This is a genomic window from Streptomyces capillispiralis, from assembly GCF_007829875.1.
Classification (GTDB): Bacteria; Actinomycetota; Actinomycetes; order Streptomycetales; family Streptomycetaceae; genus Streptomyces; species Streptomyces capillispiralis.
The window spans coordinates 1,149,834-1,175,912 of the sequence record NZ_VIWV01000001.1 but is presented as its reverse complement, the minus strand read 5'-3'; the positions used below and the strand labels follow the sequence as shown (position 1 = coordinate 1,175,912).

Below are 26,079 nucleotides of genomic sequence, written 5' to 3'. Positions count from 1 at the left end.
GTCAGATCACCCCGTTCGACTTGAGCAGGCGCAGCTCCTCGTCCCCGAGGCCGAGTTCGCCGACGTAGACCTCTTCGTTGTGCTCGCCGAGCAGGGGGGAGGAGGTCACGGCCACGGGCGAGTCGGAGAGCTTCAGCGGGCTGCCGACGGTGACGAACTCGCCGCGCTCGGGGTGCGGGACGGTGACCACCATCTCGTTGGCGGCCAGCGAGGCGTCCTCGATGATCTCCTTGGTGGACAGGATCGGCCCGCACGGGATGTTGTGCGCGTTCAGCCGCTCCAGCACCTCCCACTTGGGCAGCGTGGAGGACCACTCCTCGATCAGCTGGAACATCTTGTTCAGCTTGGGCAGCCGGGCCTCCGGCGTCGCCCACTCGGGGTCCTCGGCCAGCTCGGGCCGGCCGATGAGCTCGCTCAGCGGCTTCCAGCCGACGGGCTGCACGATGACGTACACGTAGTCGTTCGGGCCGCCGGGCGCGCACCGGACGGCCCATCCGGGCTGGCCGCCGCCGGAGGCGTTGCCCGACCGGGGAACCTCGTCGCCGAAGTCCTCGTTGGGATATTCGGCGAGTGGACCACGGGTCAGGCGCTGCTGGTCGCGCAGCTTCACCCGGCAGAGGTTGAGCACCGCGTGCTGCATGGCCACGTTCACCCGCTGCCCGCGCCCGGTGCGCTCCCGCTGGAAGAGGGCGGCGAGGATGCCGGCCACCGCGTGCACACCCGTGCCCGAGTCCCCGATCTGGGCCCCCGTCGCCAGCGGCGGCCCGTCCTCGAAGCCGGTGGTCGACATCGACCCGCCCATGGCCTGCGCGACGACCTCGTACGCCTTGAAGTTGGTGTACGGGCCCTCGCCGAACCCCTTGATGGAGGCGTAGACGATCCGTGGGTTGATCTCCTGGATGCGGTCCCAGGTGAAGCCCATCCGGTCGACCGCGCCCGGACCGAAGTTCTCGACCATCACGTCCGAGCGCCGGATCAGCTCGGTGAGGATCTCCTTGCCGCGCTCGGTCTTGGTGTTGAGGGTGATGCTGCGCTTGTTGCAGTTGAGCATGGTGAAGTAGAGGGAGTCGACGTCCGGCAGGTCGCGCAGCTGCTTGCGCGTGATGTCGCCGGTCGGCGCCTCCAGCTTGACGACGTCGGCGCCGAGCCAGGCCAGCAGCTGGGTCGCGGAGGGCCCGGACTGGACGTGCGTCATGTCCAGGACGCGGATGCCCTCAAGTGCCTTGGGGGTCATGGGCGTGCACCTCACTTGTACATGGTCTGGTTCATGGTTCCGGGGGCGTACGCGTCCGGGTCCACCCAGACGTTGATCAGCGACGGCTTGCCCGACTCGCGGGCGCGGCGCAGGGCGGGGCCGATGTCGGCGGGGTCGCGGACCTCCTCGCCGTGACCGCCCAGCATCCGCGCGAACTCGTCGTACCGGACGTCGCCGAGGGTGTTGCCGACCCGCTCGCGCTCCTTGCCGTACTTGGCGGCCTGGCCGTAGCGGATCTGGTTCATCGAGGAGTTGTTGCCGACGATGCCGACGAAGGGGAGGTCGTAGCGGACGAGGGTCTCGAAGTCCCAGCCGGTGAGGGAGAAGGCGCCGTCGCCGAAGAGGGCGATGACCTCCTTGTCGGGCCGTGCCTGCTTGGCGGCCAGCACGAAGGGGACACCGACGCCGAGGGTGCCGAGCGGGCCCGGGTCCATCCAGTGCCCGGGCGACTTGGGCTGCACGACCTGCCCGGAGAAGGTGACGATGTCGCCGCCGTCGCCGATGTAGATCGAGTCCTCGGTGAGGAAGTCGTTGATCTCGCTGACCAGCCGGTAGGGGTGGATCGGCGAGGCGTCCGACCGCAGCTGCGGCAGCCGCTTGTCCAGGGCGGTCTGCTCGGCGGCCCGCAGCTCGTCCAGCCACTCCTTGCGCCGGGACGCGCCGCCGTTGACGCGTCCGGAGGCCGCCTCGGCCACCGACTTCAGCACCAGCCCCGCGTCGCCGACGATGCCGAGGTCGATGTCGCGGTTCTTGCCGACGGTGCGGTAGTCGAGGTCGATCTGGACGACGGTCGCGTCGGGGGAGAGCCGCTTGCCGTAGCCCATGCGGAAGTCGAAGGGCGTACCGACGATCACGATGACATCGGCGTTGGAGAAGGCGTAGCGCCGTGACAGCTGGAAGTGGTGCGGGTCGCCGGGCGGCAGCGTGCCGCGCCCCGCGCCGTTCATGTACGCGGGGATGTTGAGGGTGCGCACCAGCTCGATCGCCGACTCGGTGCCCCGGGTCGTCCACACCTGGCTGCCGAGCAGGATCGCCGGCTTCTCGGCGTGCACCAGCAGGTCGGCCAGCTTCTCGACCGCCTCGGGGTCGCCGGCCGAGCGGGTCGAGGCCCGGTAGGCGCCCTGCCGCGGCACGCGCGCCTTGGGCACGGGCACCTTGGCGTCGAGCACGTCGCGCGGGATCTCCAGGAAGGAGGGCCCGGGCGCGCCGTGGTAGCACTCGCGGAACGCCATCGACACCATGTCCGCCGCACGCGCCGTGTCCGGCACCGTCGCCGCGAACTTGGTGATGGGGTTCATCATGTCGACGTGCGGCAGGTCCTGCAGCGACCCCATCTTGTGCTGGGTCAGCGCCCCCTGACCGCCGATCAGCAGCATCGGGGACTCCGCGCGGAAGGCGTTGGCGACTCCGGTGACGGCGTCGGTCGTCCCCGGCCCCGCGGTGACGACGGCGCAGCCGGGCTTGCCCGTGATCCGGGCGTAGCCGTCGGCGGCATGGGCGGCCACCTGTTCGTGCCGTACGTCGACGACCTCGATGCCCTCGTCGACGCAGCCGTCGTAGATGTCGATGATGTGGCCGCCGCACAGTGTGTAGATGCGGTCGACGCCCTCGGCCTTGAGGGCCTTGGCGACGAGGTGACCGCCGGAGATGACGTCCTGGGTTTCGTCGGGCATGGCGAAGTCCTTGTCCCTTCCTGGGGGGCGGGGAACGCTCTCGCGGTACATTGCATACAGTCGACGAATACTGTATGAAGCTTGTTATCCCGCATCCGATGGGTGGTGTCCAGGGGGTGCGCGGCACTTTTCGGTCGTCGGCCTCCGGCCACCTCTCGGACCTTCCGGCGACTTCGCAGACAGGAGCCGAGATGGACCTGTACGAACACCAGGCAAGGGAACTCTTCGAGGAACACGGCATCGTGGTGCCGCGGGCCGAGGTCACCGACTCACCCAAAAAGGCCCGTGAGATCGCCCGTCGGCTCGGCGGCCGCGTCGTCGTCAAGGCGCAGGTCAGGACGGGCGGGCGCGGCAAGGCGGGCGGCGTCAAGCTCGCCGCCGACCCGGCCGCCGCCGAACTGACGGCACGTCAGATGCTCGGCATGGACATCAAGGGCCACACGGTCGGCACGGTGATGCTGGCCCGGCCCGTCGACATCGAGGAGGAGTTCTACGTCTCCTACGTCCTCGACCGCGCGGCCGGCCGCTTCCTCGCGATCGCCTCCGCCGAGGGCGGCATGGACATCGAGGAGGTCGCCGCGACCCGTCCCGAGGCCGTGGCCCGCGTCCCCGTCGACCCGGCCGAGGGCGTCACCCCGGCGACGGCGTCCCGTATCGCCGAGGCGGCCGGACTGCCGCCGCAGACCGTCGACGTCCTCGTCCGGCTGTGGGAGGTCCTCGTCCGCGAGGACGCCCTGCTCGTCGAGGTCAACCCGCTCGTCCGCACCCGCGACGGACGGATCACGGCCCTCGACGGCAAGGTCACCCTCGACGACAACGCGAGCTTCCGCCGGACGCGTCGGGGGGCCGGGCACGAAACCCCCCAGGACCCGCTCGAGGCCGCCGCGGCCGCCAAGGGCCTCACCTACGTCAAGCTCGACGGCGAGGTCGGCATCATCGGCAACGGCGCCGGACTCGTCATGGCCACCCTCGACGTGGTGGCCGGCTGCGGTGCCCGCCCCGCCAACTTCCTCGACATCGGCGGCGGCGCCTCGGCGCAGGTCATGGCGGACGGCCTGTCGGTCATCCTCTCCGACCCGTCCGTGAGATCCGTCCTCGTCAACGTCTTCGGCGGCATCACCGCCTGCGACGCGGTCGCCGACGGCATCGTCCGCGCCCTGGACACCGTCCGGCTGACGAAACCGCTCGTCGTGCGCCTCGACGGCAACAACGCGGCCCGCGGCCGGGCCGTCCTCGACGCGCACGCGCACCCGCTCGTCGAACAGGTCCCCACCATGGACGGCGCCGCGAGCCGGGCCGCCCACCTCGCCACCACACCCTGAGGAGACCGGACGACATGGCCATCCACCTCACCAAGGAGAGCAGGGTCCTCGTCCAGGGCATGACCGGCGGCGAGGGCATGAAGCACACCCGGCGGATGCTCGCCGCCGGCACCAACGTCGTCGGCGGCGTCAACCCGCGCAAGGCCGGCCGGAACGCCGACTTCGACGACCGCCGGGTGCCCGTCTTCGGCTCGGTCGCCGAGGGCATGGACGCCACGGGAGCCGACGTCACCGTCGTCTTCGTGCCACCCGCCTTCGCCAGGCCGGCCGTGACCGAAGCCGCCGACGCCGGCATCGGACTCGCGGTCGTCATCACCGAGGGCATCCCCGTCCACGACTCCGTCGCCTTCGTCGAGCACGCCCGCCGCAGGGGCACCCGGGTCATCGGCCCCAACTGCCCCGGCCTGATCAGCCCCGGACAGTCCAACGCCGGCATCATCCCGGCCGACATCACCACACCGGGCCGTATCGGCCTGGTCTCCAAGTCCGGCACGCTCACCTACCAACTCATGCACGAGCTGCGGGACACCGGCTTCTCCACCTGTGTCGGCATCGGCGGCGACCCCGTCGTCGGCACCACCCACATCGACTGCCTGGCCGCCTTCCAGGAGGACCCCGACACCGACCTGATCGTCCTCATCGGCGAGATCGGCGGCGACGCCGAGGAACGCGCGGCCGCCTACGTCCGCGACCACGTCACCAAGCCCGTCGTCGGCTACATCGCCGGCTTCACCGCACCCGAGGGCCGCACCATGGGCCACGCCGGCGCGATCGTCTCCGGCTCGTCCGGTACGGCGCGGGCGAAGAAGGAAGCCCTGGAGGCGGCCGGGGTCAGGGTCGGCGACACGCCCACGGAGACGGCGCGGCAGGTCCTCGCCGTCCTGAACGCCGGCGGCTGAGAACCCTCGGCCTCCCCTTTCTCTCGACCGTGCACCGAGAGCGGAGCGAACCGCATGCCACCACCCACCCTCACCCTCAAATCCGGCACCTCCTGGACCGACGCCTGGCAGCGCTGCCTCGCCGTCGCCCCCGAGGCCTTCCGGGACGACCGCGTCCTCAACCTCTGGAACGCCGCCTGGCAGGCCGACGGCCGCACCCTGCCCGCCGTCAGCCCCGTCGACGGCGGCCCCGTGGCCGGCCCGCCACGCCTGGACCGGGCCACCGCCCGGCAGGCCGTGCGCGCCGCGCTCGACCAGCACCGCGCCTGGCGCCACCTCCCGCTGCCGGAACGCCGCGCCCGCGTCGCGGCCACCCTCGACGCCCTCGCCCAGCACCGCGAACTGCTCGCCCTCCTCCTCGTCTGGGAGATCGGCAAACCGTGGCGGCTCGCCCGGGCGGACGTCGACCGGGCCATCGACGGCGTGCGCTGGTACGTCGACGGCATCGACGCGATGCTCACCGGACGGGCCCCGCTCGACGGGCCCGTCTCCAACATCGCCAGCTGGAACTACCCGATGAGCGTGCTCGTGCACGCCATGCTGGTGCAGGCACTCGCGGGCAACGCGGTCATCGCCAAGACCCCGACCGACGGCGGCGTCGCCTGCCTGACCCTGGCCTCGGCGCTCGCCGCCCGCGAGGGCCTGCCCGTCACCCTCGTCAGCGGCGGCGGAGGCGAGCTGTCCGAGGCACTGGTGCGGGCGCCCGAGGTCGGCTGCGTCTCCTTCGTCGGCGGCCGCGACTCCGGGGCCGCCGTCGCCACCGCCGTCGCCGACCTCGGCAAACGGCACATCCTCGAACAGGAAGGGCTCAACACCTGGGGCATCTGGGACCACTCGGACTGGGACACCCTCGGCGCGGTGATCCCCACACTGTTCGACTACGGCAAGCAGCGCTGCACCGCCTACCCGCGCTTCGTCGTCCAGCGCCGGCTCTTCGACGACTTCCTCGCCGCGTACCTTCCCGCGGTCCGCACCCTCCGGGTCGGCCACCCGCTGGCCGTGGAACACCCCGACGACCCCTGCCCGGCGCTGGACTTCGGGCCCGTGATCAACGCGGCCAAGGCGAAGGAACTGCACGACCAGGTCGCCGAGGCCGTCGACCGCGGCGCCGTCCCCCTGCACCGGGGCACCCCGTCCGACGCCCGCTTCCTGCCCGGCCAGGACATTTCGGCCTACGTCCAGCCCGTCACGCTGCTCGACCCGCCCCGCTCCTCCCCGCTGCACCACGCGGAGCCGTTCGGCCCGGTCGACACCATCGTCCTGGTCGATACCGAGGCGGAACTGCTGGCCGCCATGAACGCGTCCAACGGCGCCCTGGTGGCCACCCTGTCCACGGACGACCGGTCCACCTACGACCGGCTGGCCCCGCACATCCGCGCCTTCAAGGTCGGCCACGGGGTCCCCCGATCCCGCGGCGACCGCGACGAGCTGTTCGGCGGCTTCGGCGCGTCCTGGCGGGGCGCGTTCGTCGGCGGCGAGCTGCTGGTCCGCGCCGTCACCCAGGGGCCCGCCGGGGAGCGGCTGCCCGGCAACTTCCCGGAGTACCAGCTGATGCCGTGAGCCGCCCGGCCGTAACCGTCCGGACACCCACCGTGCACGGGCGGCGGTCCGCGCCCACGAGGCGCGGACCGCCATCGGACGCACGGAAAACGCAGGTGAAAGGCACTGCGAAAGCTTGGTATGGTTGTCCATGTCGCCACGGGGGGAACACCCCGGCACGGCGGCAGACACCTTGTCCGGGTGGCGGAATGGCAGACGCGCTAGCTTGAGGTGCTAGTGCCCTTTATCGGGCGTGGGGGTTCAAGTCCCCCCTCGGACACCGCGCACCATCGATGGCCCCGACCAGCACGGTCGGGGCCATCGCTCGTCTCTGCACGCGGCGCACACGGATGGGGAGATACGGGCGGCGTGGGTGCCGGGCCTCGGTCCTGCCCGTGGAGCTGTGGCACGGTACGGGTGAGGGCGGCTCGTGAGGGGAGCGGGATGACACGCAGGCGGGTGTGGGGCTTGGCCCTGGCGGCGTTCGCGGCGGGCGGGGCCTTGACGTTCGTGGTGATGTCCGTCCAGGAGGACGAGACGCCTCCGGTGACGGTCGGCGCGGCCCGGTCGGCGGCGTCGCCGGTACCGACGACCCGGGCGGAACTGGTCGAGGCGTGGACGGCCGAGCTCGAGGACGCGGGCAAGGAGCTGCCCGAGGGCTGGGACCTGCTGACCACGGACGAGATCCGGGGCCGCTACCTGCACCAGCGGATGGTCAACGCTCCGAGCGCCGAGGACGTCGACCCGGGCATGGACCGACGCGTGGACGGCTGAAGGGGACGGACCCTGGCCACGACCGCGCGGGGCCGGGCCGGGGTCCGCCTCCCGGGGCCGTGTGGGGTCAGTTCGCGTCGTTGATCGCGTTGATCACCGCGACGGCCTGGTCGCCGTGGTCGGACGAGTACAGGTGATCGTTGATCCGCTGGTCCTGGTCGTCGACTTCGGCGTGGGAGTTCGCTCCGACGATCTGCCCCTCGGGAGTGGCCATCGGGCCGCCGCTCGCGCCGCCGCCCATGTCGCAGTTCATCTCGAGCCGGTTGTCCAACGGGTTCCAGTCCATAGCGTCCACGACGTCACCGGTGCAGTAGAACTGCGTGTACCCGTCCATGTCGGTGCGCTGGTAGCCCTCGCCCGGGAACCCGGAGTCGATGATGTCCGGCCAGTCCGAGCCGTACCCGAACTTGTAGCCGAGCGCGCCCACCGTGTCGGTGAGGTTCGTGTAGCCGGCCGGGGCCTCGACGGTGAAGGCGGCCAGGTCGGCGTCCTCGTAGTCCCGGTCCTGGGTCCACGCCTCCGGGGCCACGAACGACTGGGCGACCCACTCGCCCCACGGGGCGTCGTACTCACCGGGGGTTTCGAGGCTTTCCCTGTAGCCCGGGATGAAGAGCACCAGGTCGTAGAAGCCGTCGGCGCCGCGCCCGTCGCCCGGGTGCACGCAGTGGCCCGCCGTCCAGACGGTGTTGTTGCCGTCGGCCGAGACCGAGGCGCCGCTGCAGCCGTGCTCCTCGCCCGCGTCGTCGGTGTAGAGGATCTTGCCGACGACGATCGCGGGGGCGTTCTGCGGGAACGGCACCTCCTGCGCGACGGGCATCTCGGGGACGTCGGCCGCCGCCGCGGTCGCCGACACGCCCGCCTGCCGCGCGGGGAGGACCCGCGGAGCCTCGGCCGTCAGCCGCGGGGCGGTGCTCCTGACCCTGTCCTCGGGCGCTTCGGCCGCTGCCCCGGCGAGCGTGGCGTCGCGGGCGATGCGGGCCTGGTCCTTCTTCTCGTTCGCCAGGGCGCGGGCGATTCTCTCGGGTGTCCAGAAGTCACGGACCTTCTGCGGGTCGGTGCTCTGCCGGCCGGACGTCACGCCCGGTGCGGCGGGCGTGGGGGCGGGCGCGTCGGCCGCCGACGCGGTGGTGAGGGTGGCGGGTATCAGCGCCACCGCGAGCAGTAACGCGGTGGCGGCGCTGCGAGTGCGGCGTATGTGCACGGGGTCGACACCTCTCCGTTGACGGTTCGTCACGTCCTGTCGCGCCTCGGCAGTGAACCACAGGGACCGGAGTCGATCGGTGAACCTCCCGTGCACATTCGGTAGTTGACACAAGCGGGTCGACCGCCCCGCCCACCCGTGACGTCCTGTGTCCCGTCCGCCGGGCGCGAGGCGCGGCAATCCCGAGTGCGCGCACAGGCGTTGCGGCCGTGCCGGAGCGGAGCGGTCCTGGGGCTCCCAGGGGGTGCGGGTCACTCCAGGAGGGGGCAGGTGAGGGGGAGGACGCGTTCGGTGAGGCGGGCGGTGAGGTGGGTGTCGGTGAGGACGGTCTCGGTGAGCCAGTCGAGCGCCGTCAACCGGTCGATCAAGGGCGGCAGTTCGCCGGGGGGCAGTGCGACCTGCTCGGCGAGGGTGCTCAGGGCGATGCCCTCGCCACCGGGGCCGAGGTGTCCCGCGAGGTCGGTCCGCGTGGCCAGCGTCAGGGCGAGCAGCCGGGTGCCGGCCGGGGCCTTCGCCTTGCGGAGCTTCTTGTCCGAGACGACTCTCTGGGCCCAGCCGGACAGCTTGGGCCGTGTCTTCCTGCCGAACGTGAGGGGAGCCGCAGCGTCGGGCGTCAGGGAGGGCACGGTGATCGGGGTGGGGTTCTCCGGCCGGGAGGTGAGCAGGTCGCCCACCGTGCCGGGGAGGTCCAGCCAGCCGCAGCCGGTCAGCTGCTCGACCAGGGCCTCCGGATCGGTCAGGCCCAGCCCGCTGAGGTCCTGGCCGACGAGGTTGCCGGTGCCGGAGTGCGCGGTGCGCAGGGTCAGCATCAGCACCAGCAGCCGTGCCTCCGGTCCGGGCAGCGGCGCGTGCGCGGCCACGTACGCCAGGACGGAGCGCGCGTAATCCCACTGCTTCGGTACGGTCAGCAGGCGCACCACGCCCGGTTCGTCGCCGTCCGTCACACAGCCGGTGCGGTGCTGGTGCTGGCGCCGGATGACGGCGGCGGCCCGCTCGGCGCGCGTCGCTTCGAGCCGCAGGGTGACGTCGCAGCTGACAGCGGACCAGGTGAGGAAGGCGCGGGCCTTGCGCTCCTGGAGACCGGCCAGCATCGCCAGGTCGGGTTCCGCGCGCTTCTGGTAGGCGCGGAAGAGGTCACCGAGTTCGACGAGTTCGTCCCGCAGGGACACGGGCCGCAGGTCGCGCGGGATGACACGGCGGCCGACCCTCTCCTCCGGCGGGCGGCACCGCCGCGTGGGTTCGGGGCGGGGCGCGGGAACCGCCGCACCGGCGGCGACCTGCCGGTCGGAGAACCGTGGCCCGCCCGGGCCCGCCGCCGCGGGCGTCGGGCGGGCGGTGGTCCGGGGCCCGGACGGCCGCGAGGGGTCCGCGGTCCGCGCTCCGGGAGTGGCGGCGGCGCACGTCGAACAGCACTCCAGGGCCTGCCACCAGCGTCCCGCCCGGTCGGTGACCACCGCCAGGACGACCGGCCCGCCGCACCGCCAGGGTTCGGTACGCGCCTGCCCGCCGGTGCCGGGGAGATGGGCGCGACAGCCCTCGGCCCTGCACGCGCAGTAGGTACCGGCTCCCGGGGCGGGAGCGGCACGCAGATGCGCCATGAGATGGGCGGCCGCGGCCGCGCGGCCCGCCGTCGCCGAGGGCAGACGCAGCTCGGCACAGGCGGGCCGGCTGCACGTGACGCGCACCTCCGCGCTGCCCCGGCCGACGGGGTCCAGACGCACCGTCCAGCGGCGCCCCGGCACGCGTTCGTCCCACTCAGTCACCGCGGCCCGTGTCATCCCGTTCCTTCTCGGTCTTCCGTGTCCTGCGTGTCACCGCCGCCATGCGCGGCCGCAGCGGGCGGTGTTCGGGCGGCGGGTCCACGGTAGGGGGCACGGGGCGAAGGGGGGACGGAACCGCGTGAGGTGAGGGCTTTCGGGTGACATCGTCGCCCGTTCCGGTGAACTGCCGCGGTGACCGCCCACGACACGGTCACCGACCGCGTCTACGCCTTGCGGGCCAGCCCGGCGACGATGAGGTGCTGCCAGACGCTGAGTTCCCGTTCCGCACCGCCGGTGCTCCACGGGTTGGGGGCCGTGTCGGGGCGCCACAGGGGCGCGGGCACGATCCCGGGGTCGAGGATCTCCAGACCGTCCAGCAGGGAGGCGATCTCCTCGTCGGTGCGCCACCGGCCGCGGCCGAAGGTCCGCTGGAGGACCCGCTCGGCCTCCACCGTCTCCGGGTTGTCGCCGGAACGGAAGTGGCTGAGGAAGAAGTAGCTCCCGGAGGGCACGTGGTCGCGCCAGTGGCGGACGATGCCGGCCGGGTCCTCCTCGTCGTTGACGTGGTGGAGGATGGCGCTGAAGATGACGGCGACGGGGCGGTCGAAGTCGATCAGTTCCAGGGTCTCCGGGTGGGTGCGGACGCCTTCGGGATCGCGTACGTCGGCCCGGACGACCCGGGTCCGGTCGTTCTGCTCCAGCAGCGCACAGCCGTGGACCAGCACCTGGGGGTCGTTGTCGACGTACACGATCCGGGACTCCGGGGCGTGCCGCTGCGCGACCTGGTGGACGTTGTCGGCGGTCGGCAGACCACTGCCCAGGTCGATGAACTGCCGCACGCCGGTGGTCGTGACGATCTGCGCGATCGCCCGCGTCAGGGCGGCGCGGTTGGCGAAGGCGATGGCCACCGAACCGGGAAGGTCGCGGAAGAACACGTCGCCGACCTCCCGGTCCACGGCGTAGTTGTCCTTGCCGCCGAGCAGGTAGTCGTAGACGCGGGCGATGCTGGGCCTGGTGGAGTCGATGGAGGGGCCGTCAACCGTCATGACGACCATCCTCCCCCGCGACGCCGACCGCCCACCGGCGTTCCGGAATCCCGGGGCAGGCTGATCCCGGGGCGGCGGAACGCGCCGCGGCCCCCTGCCTCTCCCGCGGGGATGAAGGGGGCCGCGGCGGGATGCCGTTTCAGGAGGACGCGGTGGCGGCGCGGTCCTCGTCCAGGGCGGGGGCGGTGGGGGCCTCGCCCTCGTCGAGCGTCACGTCCTTCGTCTCCTTGCCGAGGAGTAGCGCGACCAGCGTCAGCAGTGCCATCGCCGACAGGTAGACGCCGACCAGCCACGGCGAGCCGTCGCCGGCCTCCCACAGGGCCACCGCTATGAACGGGGCGACCGCCGCGCCGAGGATCGAGCTGACGTTGTACGAGATGCCGGAGCCCGTGTAGCGCACGCTCGTCGGGAACAGCTCCGGCAGCAGCGCGCCCATCGGGCCGAACGTCATGCCCATCAGCGTGAAGCCCAGCACCAGCCACAGCACCACGCCCAGCGTGCCCAGGCCGATCAGCGGCACCCACGCCAGACCGAAGACCAGGATGCCGGCGGTGACCAGGATCAGCGTGCCGCGCCGGCCGTACTTGTCGGCGAGCGGGCCGGAGACCAGCGTGAACACGGCGAAGAACAGCACACCGAAGATCATCATCAGGACGAAGGTGGTGTAGCTGTAGCCGAGGCCGGGCACGGCGGCGTCCTCGGGCGTGCGGCCGTAGCTCAGCGAGAACGTGGTCATCAGGTAGAAGAGCACGTACGTCGCCAGCATGAAGAAGGTGCCCAGGACCAGCTGCTTCCAGTGGTTGCGGAAGACGGTGGCCAGCGGCAGCTTCCGCACCAGACCAGCCTCCCGGGTCCTGGCGAAGACCGTCGACTCCACGAGCCGCATCCGCACCCACAGGCCGATCGCGACCATCACCGCGGAGAACAGGAACGGCACGCGCCAGCCCCACGTCAGGAAGGCCTCCGAGGGCTGCGACGGGTCGGCGCCCGCCGCGGACGGCAGCAGCGCGCCGATGATCAGGAAGAGGCCGTTGCCGATGATGAAGCCGAGCGGTGCGCCCAGCTGCGGGAAGGTGCCGTAGAGGGCGCGCTTGCCGCGCGGGGCGTTCTCGGTGGCGATCAGGGCGGCGCCGCTCCACTCACCGCCGAGGGCGAAGCCCTGCGCGAGCCGCATCAGCACCAGCAGCGCGGTGGCGATCCAGCCGGCCTGCTCGTAGGTGGGCAGCACACCGATCAGGAAGGTGGCGATGCCCATGGTGAGGAGCGAGGCCACCAGCGTTCCCTTGCGTCCGAGCCGGTCGCCGAGGTGTCCGAAGACCACGGCGCCGATCGGGCGGGCGACCATCGCGGCGCCGAACACCGCGAACGACGACAGCAGCGCCGTGGTCGGGTCGCTGCTCGGGAAGAAGAGCGTGGGGAAGACCAGGACGGCGGCGGTCGCGTAGATGTAGAAGTCGTAGAACTCGATCGTCGTGCCGATGAGGCTCGCGATGAGGACGCGGGACCGCGAGTTGACGGGGGCCGGGGCCGGACTGGTGGTGGGTGCGGGCATTTCACGGTCTTTCCGGGTAGAACGGCCGTCGGAGGCGTGCGCCGACGGCCCGCACGACGCCACGCGTCCCCCGCACGGGAGGGGCGCGTGCACGGTGCGGGTCACCCAAAGATCTCAGACATCTCAATTATCAGGAACGCCATACCGGTATGTGAGACGCCGAAAAGGGGTGGCCGGGCCTTCCCGCCCCTCCCTACACTCGCCGGGCAGGCACCGCCCACCACCGGGCGGTGCGCCCATGACCAGTGAGGGGAGTCCGGCCGTGCGTGCTCGCGCCGTCGTCGCCGCTCCCCGTTCCCGGTCCCGCCGGTCCGTGGTGATCCTGGTGTCTCCGGCCGTCCGGCGCCCGCTGCGCGGCCGGCACCGGAATCCGTGACGCACGTCTGAACCCGCACCCCCTGCCGTCCAGGGGCGTGCGCCGCCGTGCGCCGGAACAATCGCGCCGCCCTTTCCCGGATCATCCGAAAGGCCACGGGCCATGCGCACCAACCCCCTTGCCGCCGTCCGCAACCTCGGCATCCTCGCCCACGTCGACGCCGGCAAGACCACCGTCACCGAGCGGATCCTGTACGCCACCGGCACCACCCACAAGCGCGGCGAGGTCCACGACGGCACCACCGTCACCGACTACGACCCGCAGGAACGCGACCGGGGCATCACCATCTTCGCCGCCGCCGTCAGCTGCGCCTGGGACGGCCACCGGATCAACCTCATCGACACCCCGGGCCACGTCGACTTCGCCGACGAGGTGGAGCGCTCCCTGCGCGTCCTCGACGGCGCCGTCGCCGTGTTCGACGCGGTCGCCGGCGTGGAACCGCAGAGCGAGTCGGTGTGGCGGCAGGCCGACCGGCACGGCGTACCGCGCATCGCGTTCGTCAACAAGATGGACCGGGCCGGCGCCGACCTGGACGCCGCCGTCGCCTCCGTCCGGGAGCGGCTGCACCCCGCGCCGCTGGCCGTGCAGCTGCCGATCGGGGCGGAGGACACCTTCACCGGTGTCGTCGACCTGGTGCGCATGCGCGCGCTGACCTGGACCGACGAAGGGGAGGCCGCCGGCCCGGCACCGGTGCCGGACGGCCTGCGCGAGGAGGCGGACCGGCGGCGCCGACTGCTGGAGGAGGCCGTCGCCGAACTGCATCCGGGCGCCCTGGAGGAGTTCTGCGACACCGGCTCGCTCAGCGACGCCACGCTCGGCCCGGCCCTGCGGGACCTGACCCGCGACGGTGACGCCGTCGTCGTCCTGTGCGGCTCCGCCTACCGCAACCGCGGCATCGAACCGCTGCTGGACGCCGTACTCGCCTACCTGCCGTCGCCGCTCGACGTGCCGCCGGTGCGCGGCACGCACGACGACGGCACCGAGCGGGAACGGGCCGCCGACCCGGCGGCACCCCTGACCGCGCTCGCGTTCAAGGTGAACGCCACCTCGACCGGGCGCCTGACCTACCTCCGCGTCTACTCCGGGACGATCGGGAAGGGAGACACCGTGTGGGACGCGACCGCACACCGCGCCGAGCGCGTCGGCCGCGTCCTGCGGGTGCGCGCCGACCGGCACGCCCAGCTCGACCGTGCGGTGGCCGGGGACATCGTCGCCGTGGTCGGACTGAAGTCCGTCCGCGCCGGCGCCACCCTGTGCGCGCCGGACGCCCCGCTGCTCCTGGAGCCCCCCGGCGTCGCCGAACCGGTCGTCTCCGTCGCGGTCGAGGCGCTGAAGGGCACCGACACCGGGCGGCTGGCGTCGGCGCTCGCACGGCTCGTCGAGGAGGACCCCTCGCTGGTCGTGCGCACCGACACCGAGACCGGCCAGACCGTGTTGTCCGGCATGGGCGAGCTGCACCTGGAGGTCGCGGTGGAGAAGATCCGCCGTGAGCACGCGCTGGGCGTCAACGTCGGCCGGCCGCGGGTCAGTCACCGGGAGACCGTCGGCCGCGGTGTGTCCGGCTTCGTGTACCGGCACGTCAAACAGGACGGCGGGGCGGGCCAGTTCGCCCATGTCGTGCTCGACGTCGAACCGCTCGCGTCACCGGAGTCCGGGTTCGAGTTCCGCTCGGCGGTCGTCGGCGGGCGCGTGCCGCAGGAGTACGTCCGCGCGGTCGAGGCCGGCTGCCGGGACGCCCTGGCCGGGGGACCCCTGGGCGGGCACCCGGTGACCGGGCTGCGGGTCACGCTCACCGACGGGTCGACGCATGTGAAGGACTCCTCGGACACCGCCTTCCGCACCGCCGGCCGGTTCGGACTGCGGGACGCCCTGCGGGCCTGCGCGCTGGTGCTGCTGGAGCCGGTCGCCGAGGTCACGGTCACCGTGCCCGAGGACGCGGTGGGCGGCGTGCTCGGCGACCTGGCCGCGCGGCGCGGCCGGGTGAGCGGCTCGGTCACCCGGGCGGGCGCGGCGGTCGTCACCGCGACCGTGCCGCTGGCCGAACTGTTCGGCTACGCGACCCGGTTGCGCAGCCGCACCCAGGGCCGCGGCACCTTCACCACCCGGCCCACCGGGTACGCCCCGGCGCCGGTCGCGTCGCCCGTCCGGTGACGGGGACGGCGGCCCCTCCCGCACACCCGGGAGGGGCCGCCACCGGTGCCGCGCGGGCACGCTCCGAACCGCCGGCGTCGGTCGGCGCGTGCCCCCGGCACCGGGATCAGGGGTAGGACACCACCGTCGACGGCACCGTGTCGGTACCCGAGGTCGGCGACCCCGTGTCGTTGATGACGCACTCGTACTGCCCGTTGCCGCTCAGCGACACCACCGACAGGCTGTGGAAGCGCACCCCGTCCCGCTCGGGCGCGGCGAAGCCGTGGTGCTGCACGATGCCCGGATTCACGTTGTAGTAGCAGTAACTGCCCATGCCCCAGCCCTCGTGGGCGGTGACGTGGTCGCCGACCTTGTAGGCGGCGTAGCCCTTGAGGGAGCCGTTCTGGATGGCGGCCTGGTCGGGGGCGTCGTACGCCTTCTCGTTCTGGAAGAAGATCGTGCGGCCCCGCTCGCCGTTCCACTGCACGTCGTACTTGTTGAAGTGCTCGACGAACAGGCCGGTGGCGAGGACGTCGTCGCCGTTGACGACGACACCGTAGTCGCAGCGGTTGGTCTCCCAGCCGACGCCGTCGCCGTGGTCGGCGCGCCACACCCAGGTGTGGTCGACGACGGTGTGCCGGGCGTTGATCACCAGGCTGGTGGTCGCCTTGCCGGGGCCCGCGCCGCCGATCCGGATGAACACGTCCTGGACCGTGATGGGGTTGGCGGAGTGGTCCGCGGAGGCGCCCTCCGGCCCGACCTCCAGCAGCACGGGGGAGTTCACCGGCCCGGCGTCGACCAGGAAGCCGGCCAGCCGTACGCCGTCGACATCGGCGACCCGCAGCGCGGTGACACCGTTGTCGGGGATCAGGGTGGCGTACCCCAGGCCCAGCACCACGGTGTCCGCCCGGTCCACCCGGACCGGCTGGTCGACGTGGTAGATGCCGGGCGTGAGCAGCAGGTCGAGGCCCTGTTCGAGGGCCTGGTTGAGGGTGGCGGCCGAGTCGCCGGGCTTGGCGACGTAGAAGCGCTCCAGCGGCAGGGAGGTGCCGCGCGGGGTGCCGTTGCCCCAGCTGACGCCGCGGGCGTCGGTGCGCAGCGCGGGCAGGAAGACGCGGTACTGGCCGCCCTCCAGGTACAGGAACGGCTTCTCGCGGGAGACGGGTGTCGTCTGGAGCGTGGTGTACGGCGGGTTCGGGAAGCCCTGCGCGGGGGCGCCGTCGACACCGGAGAACACCATGTTCCACACGCCGTTGGTCCAGCCGCCGACCGAGCTGTCGCGGGTGTACCACTGCTGCTGCGAGTACGGGCCGACGGTGCCGTCGACGCGGCTGTCGGCGATGTAGCCGCCGCTCGCCCAGCCGTACCCGTCGGGCGCCAGGTTGAGCCCGCCGCGGACGTGCATCCGGCGGAACGGCGCGGCCTGGGCGACCGCCCAGCGGTTGGTGCCGTTGACCGGGACGAGGGCCAGGTTCTCCGCCGAACGCCAGAAGTTCTGGGTGGCGTTGCCGTCGAACCAGCCGGCGTCGACCGTCACGTCACCGTTGATGGTGGTGTCGTCGGGGGAGAGGCCGAGACCGGAGATCGAGGTGTAGAAGCCGATCTGCGCGTTGAGCCCGTTGTACGTGCCCGGCTCGAACAGCAACTGGTAGCGGCCGGTGCCGAACTGGGCCGACTCCTGCTGCCGGAAGATCTCATCGAGGCGGGCCTGGATGTCCGGGGTGGACGGGTCGAAGACGATGACGTTCGGACCCAGGTCACCACCGCCGGGAAGGGCGCGGGGACGCCTGCGCGAGCCGGGCGCCGCGGAGGCGGCGGTGCCGGAGAGCCCGGCCAGTACGGGGGCGGCCGCGGCCGCGCCGAGGAGGGCCCGTCGCCGTACACCGGAGTTCTCGGGCACGGCGGAGTTCGTGGGGGAAGTGGGCATGCGGCGGCTCTCTCCTTGTTCGGAACATGAACGCAGTGGGGGTGGGGGAGCGCTCTCTGGAAGTGCATGCTTCATCCGTGTGCGGGACACGTCAAGAGTTACGACAGTCCCACCTGCGCCGCCTTCAACAAGTGTGACCGTGCGGCCCGTTGCTCCTCGTGCCGGATCCCTTGACACCTTCCCGTGCGGCGCTCAACACTCCGAACACGGGAGAGCGCTCTCCGAGATGTTCCCGACCCCCTCAGGAGGTCTCCATGCCACGGAGATCAAGAGTTCTGTCCGGCACCCTCGTCGCGACCGCGTTACTGCTGACCTCGATCGGCGTCGGCACCGTCGCGGCGAGCGCCGACCCCGGCGCCGCAGCCCCGGCGGCGCACGCCGGGCACACCATGGCGGCCTCGGCCGCCGCCTCGCCCGAGGATCCCGACGGCGACGGCTACATCCCCGCGAACCCGCCGGTCACCGGCGTCACCCCGTCCACGAAGGAACCCCCGCGCCGCTACTTCCACGAGTTCCAGGCCAACTGCTCGGTCACCCACACCGCGCCCGACGACCCGATCGTCTACCCGCGGCAGCCGGGCAGGTCGCACGACCACACCTTCATGGGCAACACCACGACCGAAGCGCACAGCACCACGGCGTCGCTCGCCGCCGGCACCACCACCTGCCTCGCCCCCGGCGACCGGTCGGCGTACTGGATGCCGACCATGTACGACGGCGACACACCGGTGCTGCCGGTGGGCCCGCAGGTCATCTACTACAAGGCGGGCGTCACCGACTACACGAGCGTGCGGCCCTTCCCCAAGGGGCTGCGGTACGTCGTCGGCAGCCCCCTGCAGAGCGCCCGGCAGTTCCGCGACCACCCGGGCTTCGTCGAGGGCTGGGAGTGCGGTGACAGCTTTTCAACGTCGACTTCCCGGCCGACTGCCCGGACCGCCAGGACGTCCAGGTCAACATCCGTTTCCAGGCGCCCAGTTGCTGGGACGGGCGCTACCTGGACACGCCCGACCACCAGAGTCACATGGCCTACCCGGTGGTCAACCCCGGCACCAACAACGACATCTGCCCGGCCAGTCACCCGGTCGCCCTGCCGATGATCGAGTTCAAGATGGCCTTTCCGGTCAACGGCGACCTGTCCCGGGTCCGGCTGTCCAGCGGGCCCGGCTACTCGTTCCACTACGACTTCTTCAACGCCTGGGACGAGCCCACCCTGAAGGCCCTCGTCGACCACTGCGTCGTCGGCGGTCTGCAGTGCAACGCGCGCGGCTACGACGAGACCCACCCGGAGGCCGGGGCGGCCCTGAACGAGGACTACGAACTGCCCTGACCCGCCCATGCCCCACCGACCACCGGCCACCAGTCACCGGCCACCAGTCACCGACCACCGAGAGGCCCGGCCGTCCTCGCCCCACGCCGGCCGGGCCACCCCCCACCCCCGGAGAATCTCAATGATCGTGTCAAGCCGCCTGCGTGACTGGCGGGACGGAGGTGAACAGCCTCTTGTCACGCAGCATCGCCCACAGCACGTTGACCCGTCGGCGGGCGAGTGCGAGCAATGCCTGCGTGTGGATCAGGCCCTCGGCGCGTTTCTTGAGGTAGTAGTCCCTCGAAGGTCCCGGTCGCATCATCGCGGACTGCGCGGACATGTAGAACAGCCAGCGCAGGCGCCGGTTGTAGCGTTTGGGCCGGTGGTAGTTGCCGGTGCGGCGGCCGGAGTCGCGAGGCACCGGCGCCAGGCCGGCGTGCGAGGCCAGGCGTCCGGCGTCGCGGTAGCCGGAGAGGTCCCCGACGATTGCGACGAACTCGGCACCCAGGATCGGGCCCATGCCGGGCAGGGACTCGATGATCTCGGCGCGGTCGTCGGTGCGGAAGGTCTCGCGGATCTCCTGGTCGTTGTCCTTGATCCGTTCGTCCAGGGCCAGGAGCTGGTGGGCCAGGTCGCGCACCAGCTTGGCGGCCCGGGCCTCGCCGGGCAGGGCGGTGGTCTGGGACTGGGCGGCCTCGACGGCCTTGGCCGCGACGGTGTCGGCACTGCGGACCTTGCGTCGTTCCAGCCAGGTGGTCAGCCGCTTGACGCCGATCCGCCGCAGGGCGGCCGGGGTCTGGTACTCGGTGAGCATGACGACCGGGCCCTTGGAGGCGGAGTAGTCGAATGCCCGCTCCAGGGCCGGGCAGATGCCGACCAGCAGGTCGCGCAGCCGGTTGATGAGCCGGACCCGGTCGGCGATCAGGTCCCGCCGGTAGCCGGTCAGCAGCTGCAGTGTGGAAACCAGCTCTGGCGGAGTCCCGATCGGGGCGAAGTCCCGGCGCATGCGGGCCTGGTCGGCGATGACCAGGGCGTCCTTGGCGTCGGTCTTGCCCTCACCGCGGTAGGCGCCGGTCATCCGGTTGACAGTGCGACCGGGCACGTAGACCACCTGCTGACCGTGCGCGATCAGCAGGGCCAGCAGCAGGGCGGAGGCACGGCCGGAGATGTCCACCGCCCACCGCACCTCGTCGGCCTTCTCCCGGGCCGTGTCGATCAGCGTCAGGATCTGGGCCTCATCGTTGAGCACCTTCGTCGAGAACAGTGTCTCACCGTCGGCGTTCACCGCCACCGCCCAGTGATGCCCCTTGCCTGCGTCGATGCCGACCCATATCCGCGCGTGAGCCCTGCTCAAGCCCGTCGCTCCGTTCCACCGTGACCAGCACTTCTGTGGCCCGGGGAACACTCCGCCGACAGGTCCTTAACCAGCGATGCCCGCAGTTCTCAATCAGCAGTCGGAGCGTCCCGGAGGACCGGGCGGCCATTCTCCGGGAGCCATCAACGGCAAACACCCCATCAGCCACACCCGGTCCTCCCGGACCGCCCAACATTCTTAAGGACCCCCATGACCCGACCACACCCGCGCACGAGCGGATCCGGAACCTCCCCGGCGCTCGGCAGACGCACCGCCTCTTCGACCACCCGTCGGCTCGCCACCGCCTCCTCGACCACCCGCCGGCTCGCCACCTCCCTGACCGCCGGCCTGCTCACGGCCGGTGCCCTCACCGCGCTGCCCGCCCCGCAGGCGGCCGCGGCCGGCAGCACCGTGAAGGTCACCGGCAGCCAGGGCTCCTGGCAACTCACCGTCGACGGCAGCCCCTACCAGATCAAGGGCCTCACCTGGGGCCCCGCCGCCGCCGACGCCGAGCGGTACATGCCGGACCTGAAGTCCATGGGCGTCAACACGATCCGCACCTGGGGCACCGACGCGAGCAGCAGGCCGCTGCTCGACTCGGCCGCCGCGCACGGCGTCAAGGTCATCGCCGGCTTCTGGCTCCAGCCCGGCGGCGGCCCCGGCAGCGGCGGCTGCGTCAACTACCTGACCGACACCGCGTACAAGGAGCGGATGCTCGCCGAGTTCCCCCGCTGGGTGCAGGAGTACAAGGACCACCCGGGCGTCCTGATGTGGAACGTGGGCAACGAGTCGGTCCTCGGCCTGCAGAACTGCTACAGCGGCGACGAACTCGAACGGCAGCGCGACGCCTACACCACCTTCGTCAACGACGTGACGAAGAGGATCCACGCCGTCGACCCCGGCCACCCCGTCACCTCCACCGACGCCTGGGTCGGCGCCTGGCCCTACTACAAGAAGAACGCCCCCGACCTCGACCTGTACGCCGTCAACGCCTACGACGCCGTCTGCGACGTCCGGGCCGCCTGGGAGCAGGGCGGCTACACCAAGCCGTACATCGTCACCGAGTCGGGCCCGGCCGGTGAGTGGGAGGTACCCGACGACGCCAACGGTGTACCGAAGGAGCCCGCCGACCAGGCCAAGGCCGAGGGCTACACCAAGGCGTGGGACTGCGTCACCGGGCACCGCGGCGTCGCCCTGGGCGCGACCCTCTTCCACTACGGCACCGAGTACGACTTCGGCGGCATCTGGTTCAACCTCCTCCCGGCGGGCCAGAAGCGGCTGTCGTACTACGCCGTGAAGCGTGCGTACGGCGGCTCCGGCGCCGGTGACAACACACCACCGGTGCTCTCCGGCCTCGGCGTCGAGGGCGACGCGGGCCAGGTGCAGGCGGGCAAGGACCTGGTGCTCACCGTGCGGGCCACCGACCCGGACGGCGACCCGATCGCGTACGAGGTGCAGGCGAACAGCAACTACATCGACCAGAGCAAGCAGTTGACCACGCTGCCCCACACCGACCTGGGCGGCGGACGCCTCAGGGTCACCGCACCCGACCGGCCCGGGGTGTGGAAGCTGTACGTCAAGGCCACGGACGGCAGGGGCAACGTCGGCGTGGAGACCCTCTCGGCGCGGGTCGTGCCGCCCGCCGTGGACGGCACGAACGTGGCGCTGGGCAGGCCGGCCACCGCCTCGTCGTACCAGCCGAGTTACGGCGACTGCCCCTGCCCCGCGGGCAACGCCGTGGACGGCGACCCCGACACCCGGTGGGCCAGCGACTGGAGCGATCCCCAGTGGCTGCGGGTGGACCTCGGCACACGCACCACGTTCCGGCACGTGCAGCTGTACTGGGAGACCTCCTACGCCAAGGCGTACACCGTCCAGACCTCCGACGACGGACAGAACTGGCGGACCGTGCGCACCGTCACCGACGGCAACGGCGGCGTCGACACCCTCGACGTGACCGGCACCGGCCGCTACGTCCGGGTCAACGGCACCGCGCGCGGCACCGGCTACGGCTACTCGCTGTACGAGTTCGGCGTCTACGGCTGACGCCCCATCACGACAAGGAGAGGGGACGGGTGGGAACGAGCGAGGAAGACATCGACCGGCTGCTCGGCAAACTGACACCGCGCGTCCGCGCGCTGCTGCTCAGCGGCGCCACGACCTGGCGCACCCGCGCCGAACCGGCCGTGGCACTGCGGGAGCTGGTGATGTCCGACGGTCCGGCGGGCGTGCGCGGACAGGCGTGGGACGAGCGCAGCACCTCCGTGCTGCTGCCGTCCGCCACCGCGCTCGCCGCCACCTGGGACGAGGCCCTCGTGGAACGCCTCGGCGGCCTACTCGCCGCCGAGGCGCGGCGCAAGGGCGTGCACGTCCTGCTCGCCCCCACCCTCAACCTGCACCGCAGCCCCCTGGGCGGCCGGCACTTCGAGTGCTTCTCCGAGGACCCCGAACTGACCGGCCGCATCGGCGCCGCCCTCATCCGCGGCGTCCAGGCGGGCGGGGTGGCCGCTACGGCCAAGCACTACGTCGCCAACGACTCCGAGACCGACCGGCTCACCGTCGACGTACGCGTCGGCGAACGGGCCCTCAGGGAGGTGTACCTCGCGCCCTTCGAGGCCGCGGTGGCCGCCGGGGTCCGGCTGGTCATGGCCGGCTACAACGCGGTCGACGGGACCACCATGACCGCGAGCGACCTGCTCGCCGACCCGCTGAAGAGCGAGTGGGGCTTCGACGGCGTCGTCGTCTCCGACTGGGGCGCGGTGCGCGACACCGTGCGCACCGGGCGCGCGGCGCTCGACCTCGCCATGCCCGGACCGGACGGCCCCTGGGGCGAGGCCCTGGCCCGCGCGGTCGCCGACGGCGGCGTGCCCGGGGCGGCCGTCGACGACAAGGTACGGCGCCTGCTGCGGCTTGCTGCCCGCTGTGGCGCCCTCGGCGACGAACGCCCGCCCGTCCGTGCCCCGGCGCGCACCCGCGACGTACGGGCGCTGGCCCGGCGGGCGGTCGCTGCGGGAACGGTCCTGCTGAGCAACCGGGACGTACTGCCCCTGGATCCCGGCCGCCTCACCACGGTCGCCGTGATCGGCGCGCACGCCGCACGCACCCGCACCCAGGGAGGCGGCAGCGCGGGCGTCTTCCCCCAGGGCGAGGTGTCCTTCCTGGACGGCATCCGGGCCGCGCTGCGCGGCCGGGCCCGCGTCGTCCACGTCCCGGGCCCCCGCCCGGACGGCCCGCCGCCCGCGCTGGACCCCGAGCTGTGCACCGAACCGCGCTCCGGCCGCCCCGGCGTGCTGCTGCGCGTGCTGGACGCCACCGGCGCCGAGCTGTACGCCGAGCGGCGCGCCGGCGGACGGCTGCTGGAGCCCCGGCTGGTGCCGGGCGCACACACCGTCGAGATCAGCGCCCTGGTGCGCCCCCGCACCGGGGGCCGCTGGACGCTGGGTGTCGCGGGCTTCGGGCGGATGAGCCTGAGCCTGGACGGACGCGTCCTCCTGGACGGAACGTTCTCGCCGCCGACCGACGATCCGGCGGTCGTCCACGTCAACCCGCCCGCCCGGTGCGCGACCGCCGATCTGGCGGCCGGCCGGGACGCCCTGCTGACGGCCCGCCGCGAACTCGCCCCCGGCACCGGCCGGGCCACCGTCGTCAGCGCGGCACCGCCCGCCCCCGACGTCACCGCGGCGCTGGCGGAGGCGGCCCGCGCGGCCCGGGCGGCGGACGCGGCGATCGTGGTCGTCGGCACCACCGAGCACGGCGAGTCGGAGGGGTACGACCGGACGGCTCTCGCCCTCGACGACACCCAGGACGCGCTGGTCCACGCCGTCGCCGCCGCCAATCCGCGCACGGTGGCCGTGGTCAACAGCGGCGGTCCGGTGGAGATGCCGTGGCGCGAGGCGGCGGGCGCCGTCCTGCTGGCGTGGTTCCCCGGGCAGGAGGGCGGCGGCGGGCTGGCCGACGTGCTCTTCGGGCGCGCCGAGCCCGGCGGACGGCTGCCCACCACCTGGCCGGCCGCCCTCGCCGACGCCCCGGTCACCCGCACCCGCCCGGTCGACGGCCGCCTCACCTACGACGAGGGCCTGCACATCGGCTACCGCGGCTGGCTGCGCGAACGCCGCACCCCCGCCTACTGGTTCGGCCATGGGCTCGGCTACACCACCTGGGCGTACGAGGAGTTGACCGTCCCGTCCGCCTGGGAGGCGGGGGAGGAGCTGACGGTCCGCGTGCGCGTGCGCAACACCGGTGGGCGGGCGGGACGGGAGGTGGTCCAGGTGTACCTGTCCCGGCCGCCCGGACCGGTCGACCACCCCGAACGCTGGCTCGCCGGGTACGCGGCCGTGCACGCCGGGCCGGGGGAGACGGTGACGGCGCCGGTGCGGATCCCGGCACGGGCACTGCGCCATTGGTCGGTCGAGGAGCACGCCTGGCGCGTCGAGCCGGGACCCTGCCGGGTGCTGGCGGGACGCTCGGCGGGGGACCTGCCGCTGGCGGCGGGGGTGGTGGTCCGCCCGCCGGGGTGACACCTGCTCCGGGGCGGGGGAGCGCGTCGGGGTGGGGGAGCGTGCCAGGATGCCACCCGTCGCGGGGCGGGGGAGCCTGCCAGGACGCGACCTGTCGCGGGGCGGGGGAGCGTGCCAGGATGCCGTTCGTCCCGGGGCGCGGGAGCGTGCCAGGATGCCACCCCTCCTGGGCGGGGAGAGCGTGCCAGGATGCCACCCCTCCTGGGCGGGGAGAGCGTGCCAGGATGTCACGCGTCCCGGTGCGGGAGAGCGCTCTACCGGGCGGGCGGCCCCGCCGGTTAGGGTGCGGTCATGAGCAGACAGGCCCCGACCCTGGAGGACGTGGCGCGGGAGGCCGGCGTCTCCCGGGCCACCGTCTCCCGGGTGGTCAACGGCGTCCGCAACGTGGACCCCGCCATCCAGGACCTGGTCCGCCGGGCCATCGAACGGACCGGCTACGCCCCCAACCAGGCCGCCAGACAACTGGTCACACGCCGTACGACGACCGTGGCGCTGGTCGTCTCCGGCGCGGGAGACGGACCGGAGGCGGGCGGGGAGGACACGCACGGGACGGGGGAAGCGGAAGCGGACGGGCCGGCGGAGCGTGGGCCCCGGCCCGACCGGGAGCAGATCGCCTTCGCCACCCGGGTGTTCGCCGACCCGTTCTTCGGCCGGGTCGTGGGCGGCGTGGTCGGTCACCTCCGGCCGCGCTCCATGCACCCGGTGCTGATGTTCGCCGAGACCCCCGAGACCCGCCAGGAGGTCGTGACGTACCTCCGGCAGGGCGGCGCGGACGGGGCGCTCGTCGTGTCCACCCACCCCGACGACCCGCTGCCCGCACTGCTCGCCGAAGCCCGGCTGCCGGCGGTGCTGTTCGCCCGCCCCGGGCGTCCGGTGCCGCTCAGCTACGTCGACCTCGCCCACCGCGAGGGCGGCCGGCTCGCCGCCGAGCACCTGCTGGCCCGCGGCTGCCGCCGGATCGTCACCGTGGCCGGACCGCTCGCCGTCCCCGCGAGCCAGGAACGCCTGGCCGGCTTCCGGGACACCCTCGCCCGGCACGGGAAGCCCTTCGTGCCGGTGGCGGAGGGCGGCTTCACGGTCGACAGCGGCATGGCGGCGATGACCTCGCTGATCGCCGAACACCCCGATGCCGACGGGGTGTTCGCCGGCAACGACCTGATGGCCCAGGGGGCGGTCCAGGTCCTGCGCGACCACGGGCGAAGGGTGCCGCAGGACGTCGCGGTCGTCGGCTTCGACGACTCCAGCGTGGCCGTCACCTGCCGGCCCCGGCTGACCACCGTCCGCCAGCCGGTGGAGGAGATGGCGGCCACGATGTCCGGCCTCCTCGACGACCACATCAGGGGCAGGCGCGCCGAACCCACATCGGTGATCTTCGATCCGGAACTGGTGGTACGGGACTCCGCGTAGCC

At 72.6% G+C, this 26,079-nt stretch carries 16 protein-coding genes, 1 tRNA gene and 1 pseudogene; 10 read left to right on the top strand and 8 right to left on the bottom strand.

Translation table 11 applies throughout. The features are described from left to right. Nucleotide 1: 1 nt before the first annotated feature. Together frc and FHX78_RS04630 are read right to left on the bottom strand one after the other, a co-directional pair. Nucleotides 2–1,234: a formyl-CoA transferase gene (frc, locus tag FHX78_RS04635; RefSeq protein WP_145866189.1), complete on the bottom strand. Its 1,233-nt coding sequence runs from the start codon at nt 1,232–1,234 to the stop codon at nt 2–4. Between the two features lie 11 nt (nt 1,235–1,245). Further along, nucleotides 1,246–2,928: a thiamine pyrophosphate-binding protein gene (locus tag FHX78_RS04630; protein WP_145866188.1), complete on the bottom strand. Its 1,683-nt coding sequence runs from the start codon at nt 2,926–2,928 to the stop codon at nt 1,246–1,248. Between the two features lie 191 nt (nt 2,929–3,119). On the opposite strand from FHX78_RS04630, the gene sucC reads away from it, so the two are divergent. From sucC to FHX78_RS04605, 5 genes are all read left to right on the top strand, one after another. Beyond that, nucleotides 3,120–4,250, top strand: coding sequence for an ADP-forming succinate--CoA ligase subunit beta (gene sucC / locus FHX78_RS04625; RefSeq protein WP_145866187.1), 1,131 nt, complete (start codon nt 3,120–3,122; stop codon nt 4,248–4,250). A gap of 14 nt (nt 4,251–4,264) precedes the next feature. Next, nucleotides 4,265–5,149, top strand: coding sequence for a succinate--CoA ligase subunit alpha (sucD, locus tag FHX78_RS04620; RefSeq protein WP_145866186.1), 885 nt, complete (start codon nt 4,265–4,267; stop codon nt 5,147–5,149). 54 nt (nt 5,150–5,203) lie between these two features. After that, nucleotides 5,204–6,748: an aldehyde dehydrogenase family protein gene (locus FHX78_RS04615; RefSeq protein ID WP_145866185.1), complete on the top strand. Its 1,545-nt coding sequence runs from the start codon at nt 5,204–5,206 to the stop codon at nt 6,746–6,748. Between the two features lie 174 nt (nt 6,749–6,922). After that, nucleotides 6,923–7,007, top strand: a tRNA-Leu gene (locus tag FHX78_RS04610). Nucleotides 7,008–7,171: 164 nt separating this feature from the next. Further along, nucleotides 7,172–7,501 (top strand): hypothetical protein, encoded by a 330-nt coding sequence (locus FHX78_RS04605; RefSeq protein WP_145866184.1) that lies wholly within the window; start codon nt 7,172–7,174, stop codon nt 7,499–7,501. A 67-nt stretch (nt 7,502–7,568) separates the two neighbouring features. On the opposite strand, the gene FHX78_RS36670 is transcribed toward FHX78_RS04605, so the two are convergent. From FHX78_RS36670 to FHX78_RS04585, 4 genes are all read right to left on the bottom strand, one after another. Next, the gene (locus tag FHX78_RS36670; protein WP_167531679.1) at nt 7,569–8,702 is read right to left on the bottom strand and encodes a trypsin-like serine peptidase; all 1,134 of its coding nucleotides are present in this window, start codon (nt 8,700–8,702) and stop codon (nt 7,569–7,571) included. Between the two features lie 251 nt (nt 8,703–8,953). After that, nucleotides 8,954–10,465, bottom strand: a complete 1,512-nt coding sequence (locus tag FHX78_RS04595; RefSeq protein ID WP_145866183.1) for a hypothetical protein — start codon at nt 10,463–10,465, stop codon at nt 8,954–8,956. A gap of 221 nt (nt 10,466–10,686) precedes the next feature. Next, nucleotides 10,687–11,517: an SAM-dependent methyltransferase gene (locus tag FHX78_RS04590; protein WP_145866182.1), complete on the bottom strand. Its 831-nt coding sequence runs from the start codon at nt 11,515–11,517 to the stop codon at nt 10,687–10,689. A gap of 130 nt (nt 11,518–11,647) precedes the next feature. Next, nucleotides 11,648–13,060: an MFS transporter gene (locus FHX78_RS04585; RefSeq protein ID WP_145866181.1), complete on the bottom strand. Its 1,413-nt coding sequence runs from the start codon at nt 13,058–13,060 to the stop codon at nt 11,648–11,650. A gap of 478 nt (nt 13,061–13,538) precedes the next feature. Between FHX78_RS04585 and fusA the strand changes: the two genes are divergently transcribed. Continuing rightward, nucleotides 13,539–15,587, top strand: a complete 2,049-nt coding sequence (gene fusA, locus FHX78_RS04580; RefSeq protein WP_145866180.1) for an elongation factor G — start codon at nt 13,539–13,541, stop codon at nt 15,585–15,587. A 106-nt stretch (nt 15,588–15,693) separates the two neighbouring features. Here fusA and FHX78_RS04575 read toward each other — a convergent pair whose 3' ends face one another. Next, nucleotides 15,694–17,493 (bottom strand): coagulation factor 5/8 type domain-containing protein, encoded by a 1,800-nt coding sequence (locus FHX78_RS04575; RefSeq protein ID WP_145866179.1) that lies wholly within the window; start codon nt 17,491–17,493, stop codon nt 15,694–15,696. 254 nt (nt 17,494–17,747) lie between these two features. Here FHX78_RS04575 and FHX78_RS04570 point away from each other — a divergent pair. Further along, nucleotides 17,748–18,820 (top strand): annotated as a pseudogene (locus FHX78_RS04570) (DUF1996 domain-containing protein). A gap of 130 nt (nt 18,821–18,950) precedes the next feature. On the opposite strand, the gene FHX78_RS04565 reads toward FHX78_RS04570, so the two are convergent. Beyond that, entirely contained in the window at nt 18,951–20,153 is a 1,203-nt protein-coding gene (locus FHX78_RS04565; RefSeq protein ID WP_145866178.1) for an IS110 family RNA-guided transposase, read from the bottom strand. 210 nt (nt 20,154–20,363) lie between these two features. On the opposite strand from FHX78_RS04565, the gene FHX78_RS04560 reads away from it, so the two are divergent. The 3 genes from FHX78_RS04560 (at nt 20,364) to FHX78_RS04550 (ending at nt 26,077) form a co-directional block, all read left to right on the top strand. Beyond that, nucleotides 20,364–22,199, top strand: coding sequence for a discoidin domain-containing protein (locus tag FHX78_RS04560; protein ID WP_229924112.1), 1,836 nt, complete (start codon nt 20,364–20,366; stop codon nt 22,197–22,199). A 29-nt stretch (nt 22,200–22,228) separates the two neighbouring features. Continuing rightward, nucleotides 22,229–24,670, top strand: a complete 2,442-nt coding sequence (locus FHX78_RS04555) for a glycoside hydrolase family 3 C-terminal domain-containing protein (protein ID WP_145866177.1) — start codon at nt 22,229–22,231, stop codon at nt 24,668–24,670. A gap of 291 nt (nt 24,671–24,961) precedes the next feature. Beyond that, nucleotides 24,962–26,077: a LacI family DNA-binding transcriptional regulator gene (locus FHX78_RS04550; protein ID WP_145866176.1), complete on the top strand. Its 1,116-nt coding sequence runs from the start codon at nt 24,962–24,964 to the stop codon at nt 26,075–26,077. The last annotated feature ends 2 nt before the right edge of the window (nt 26,078–26,079 follow it).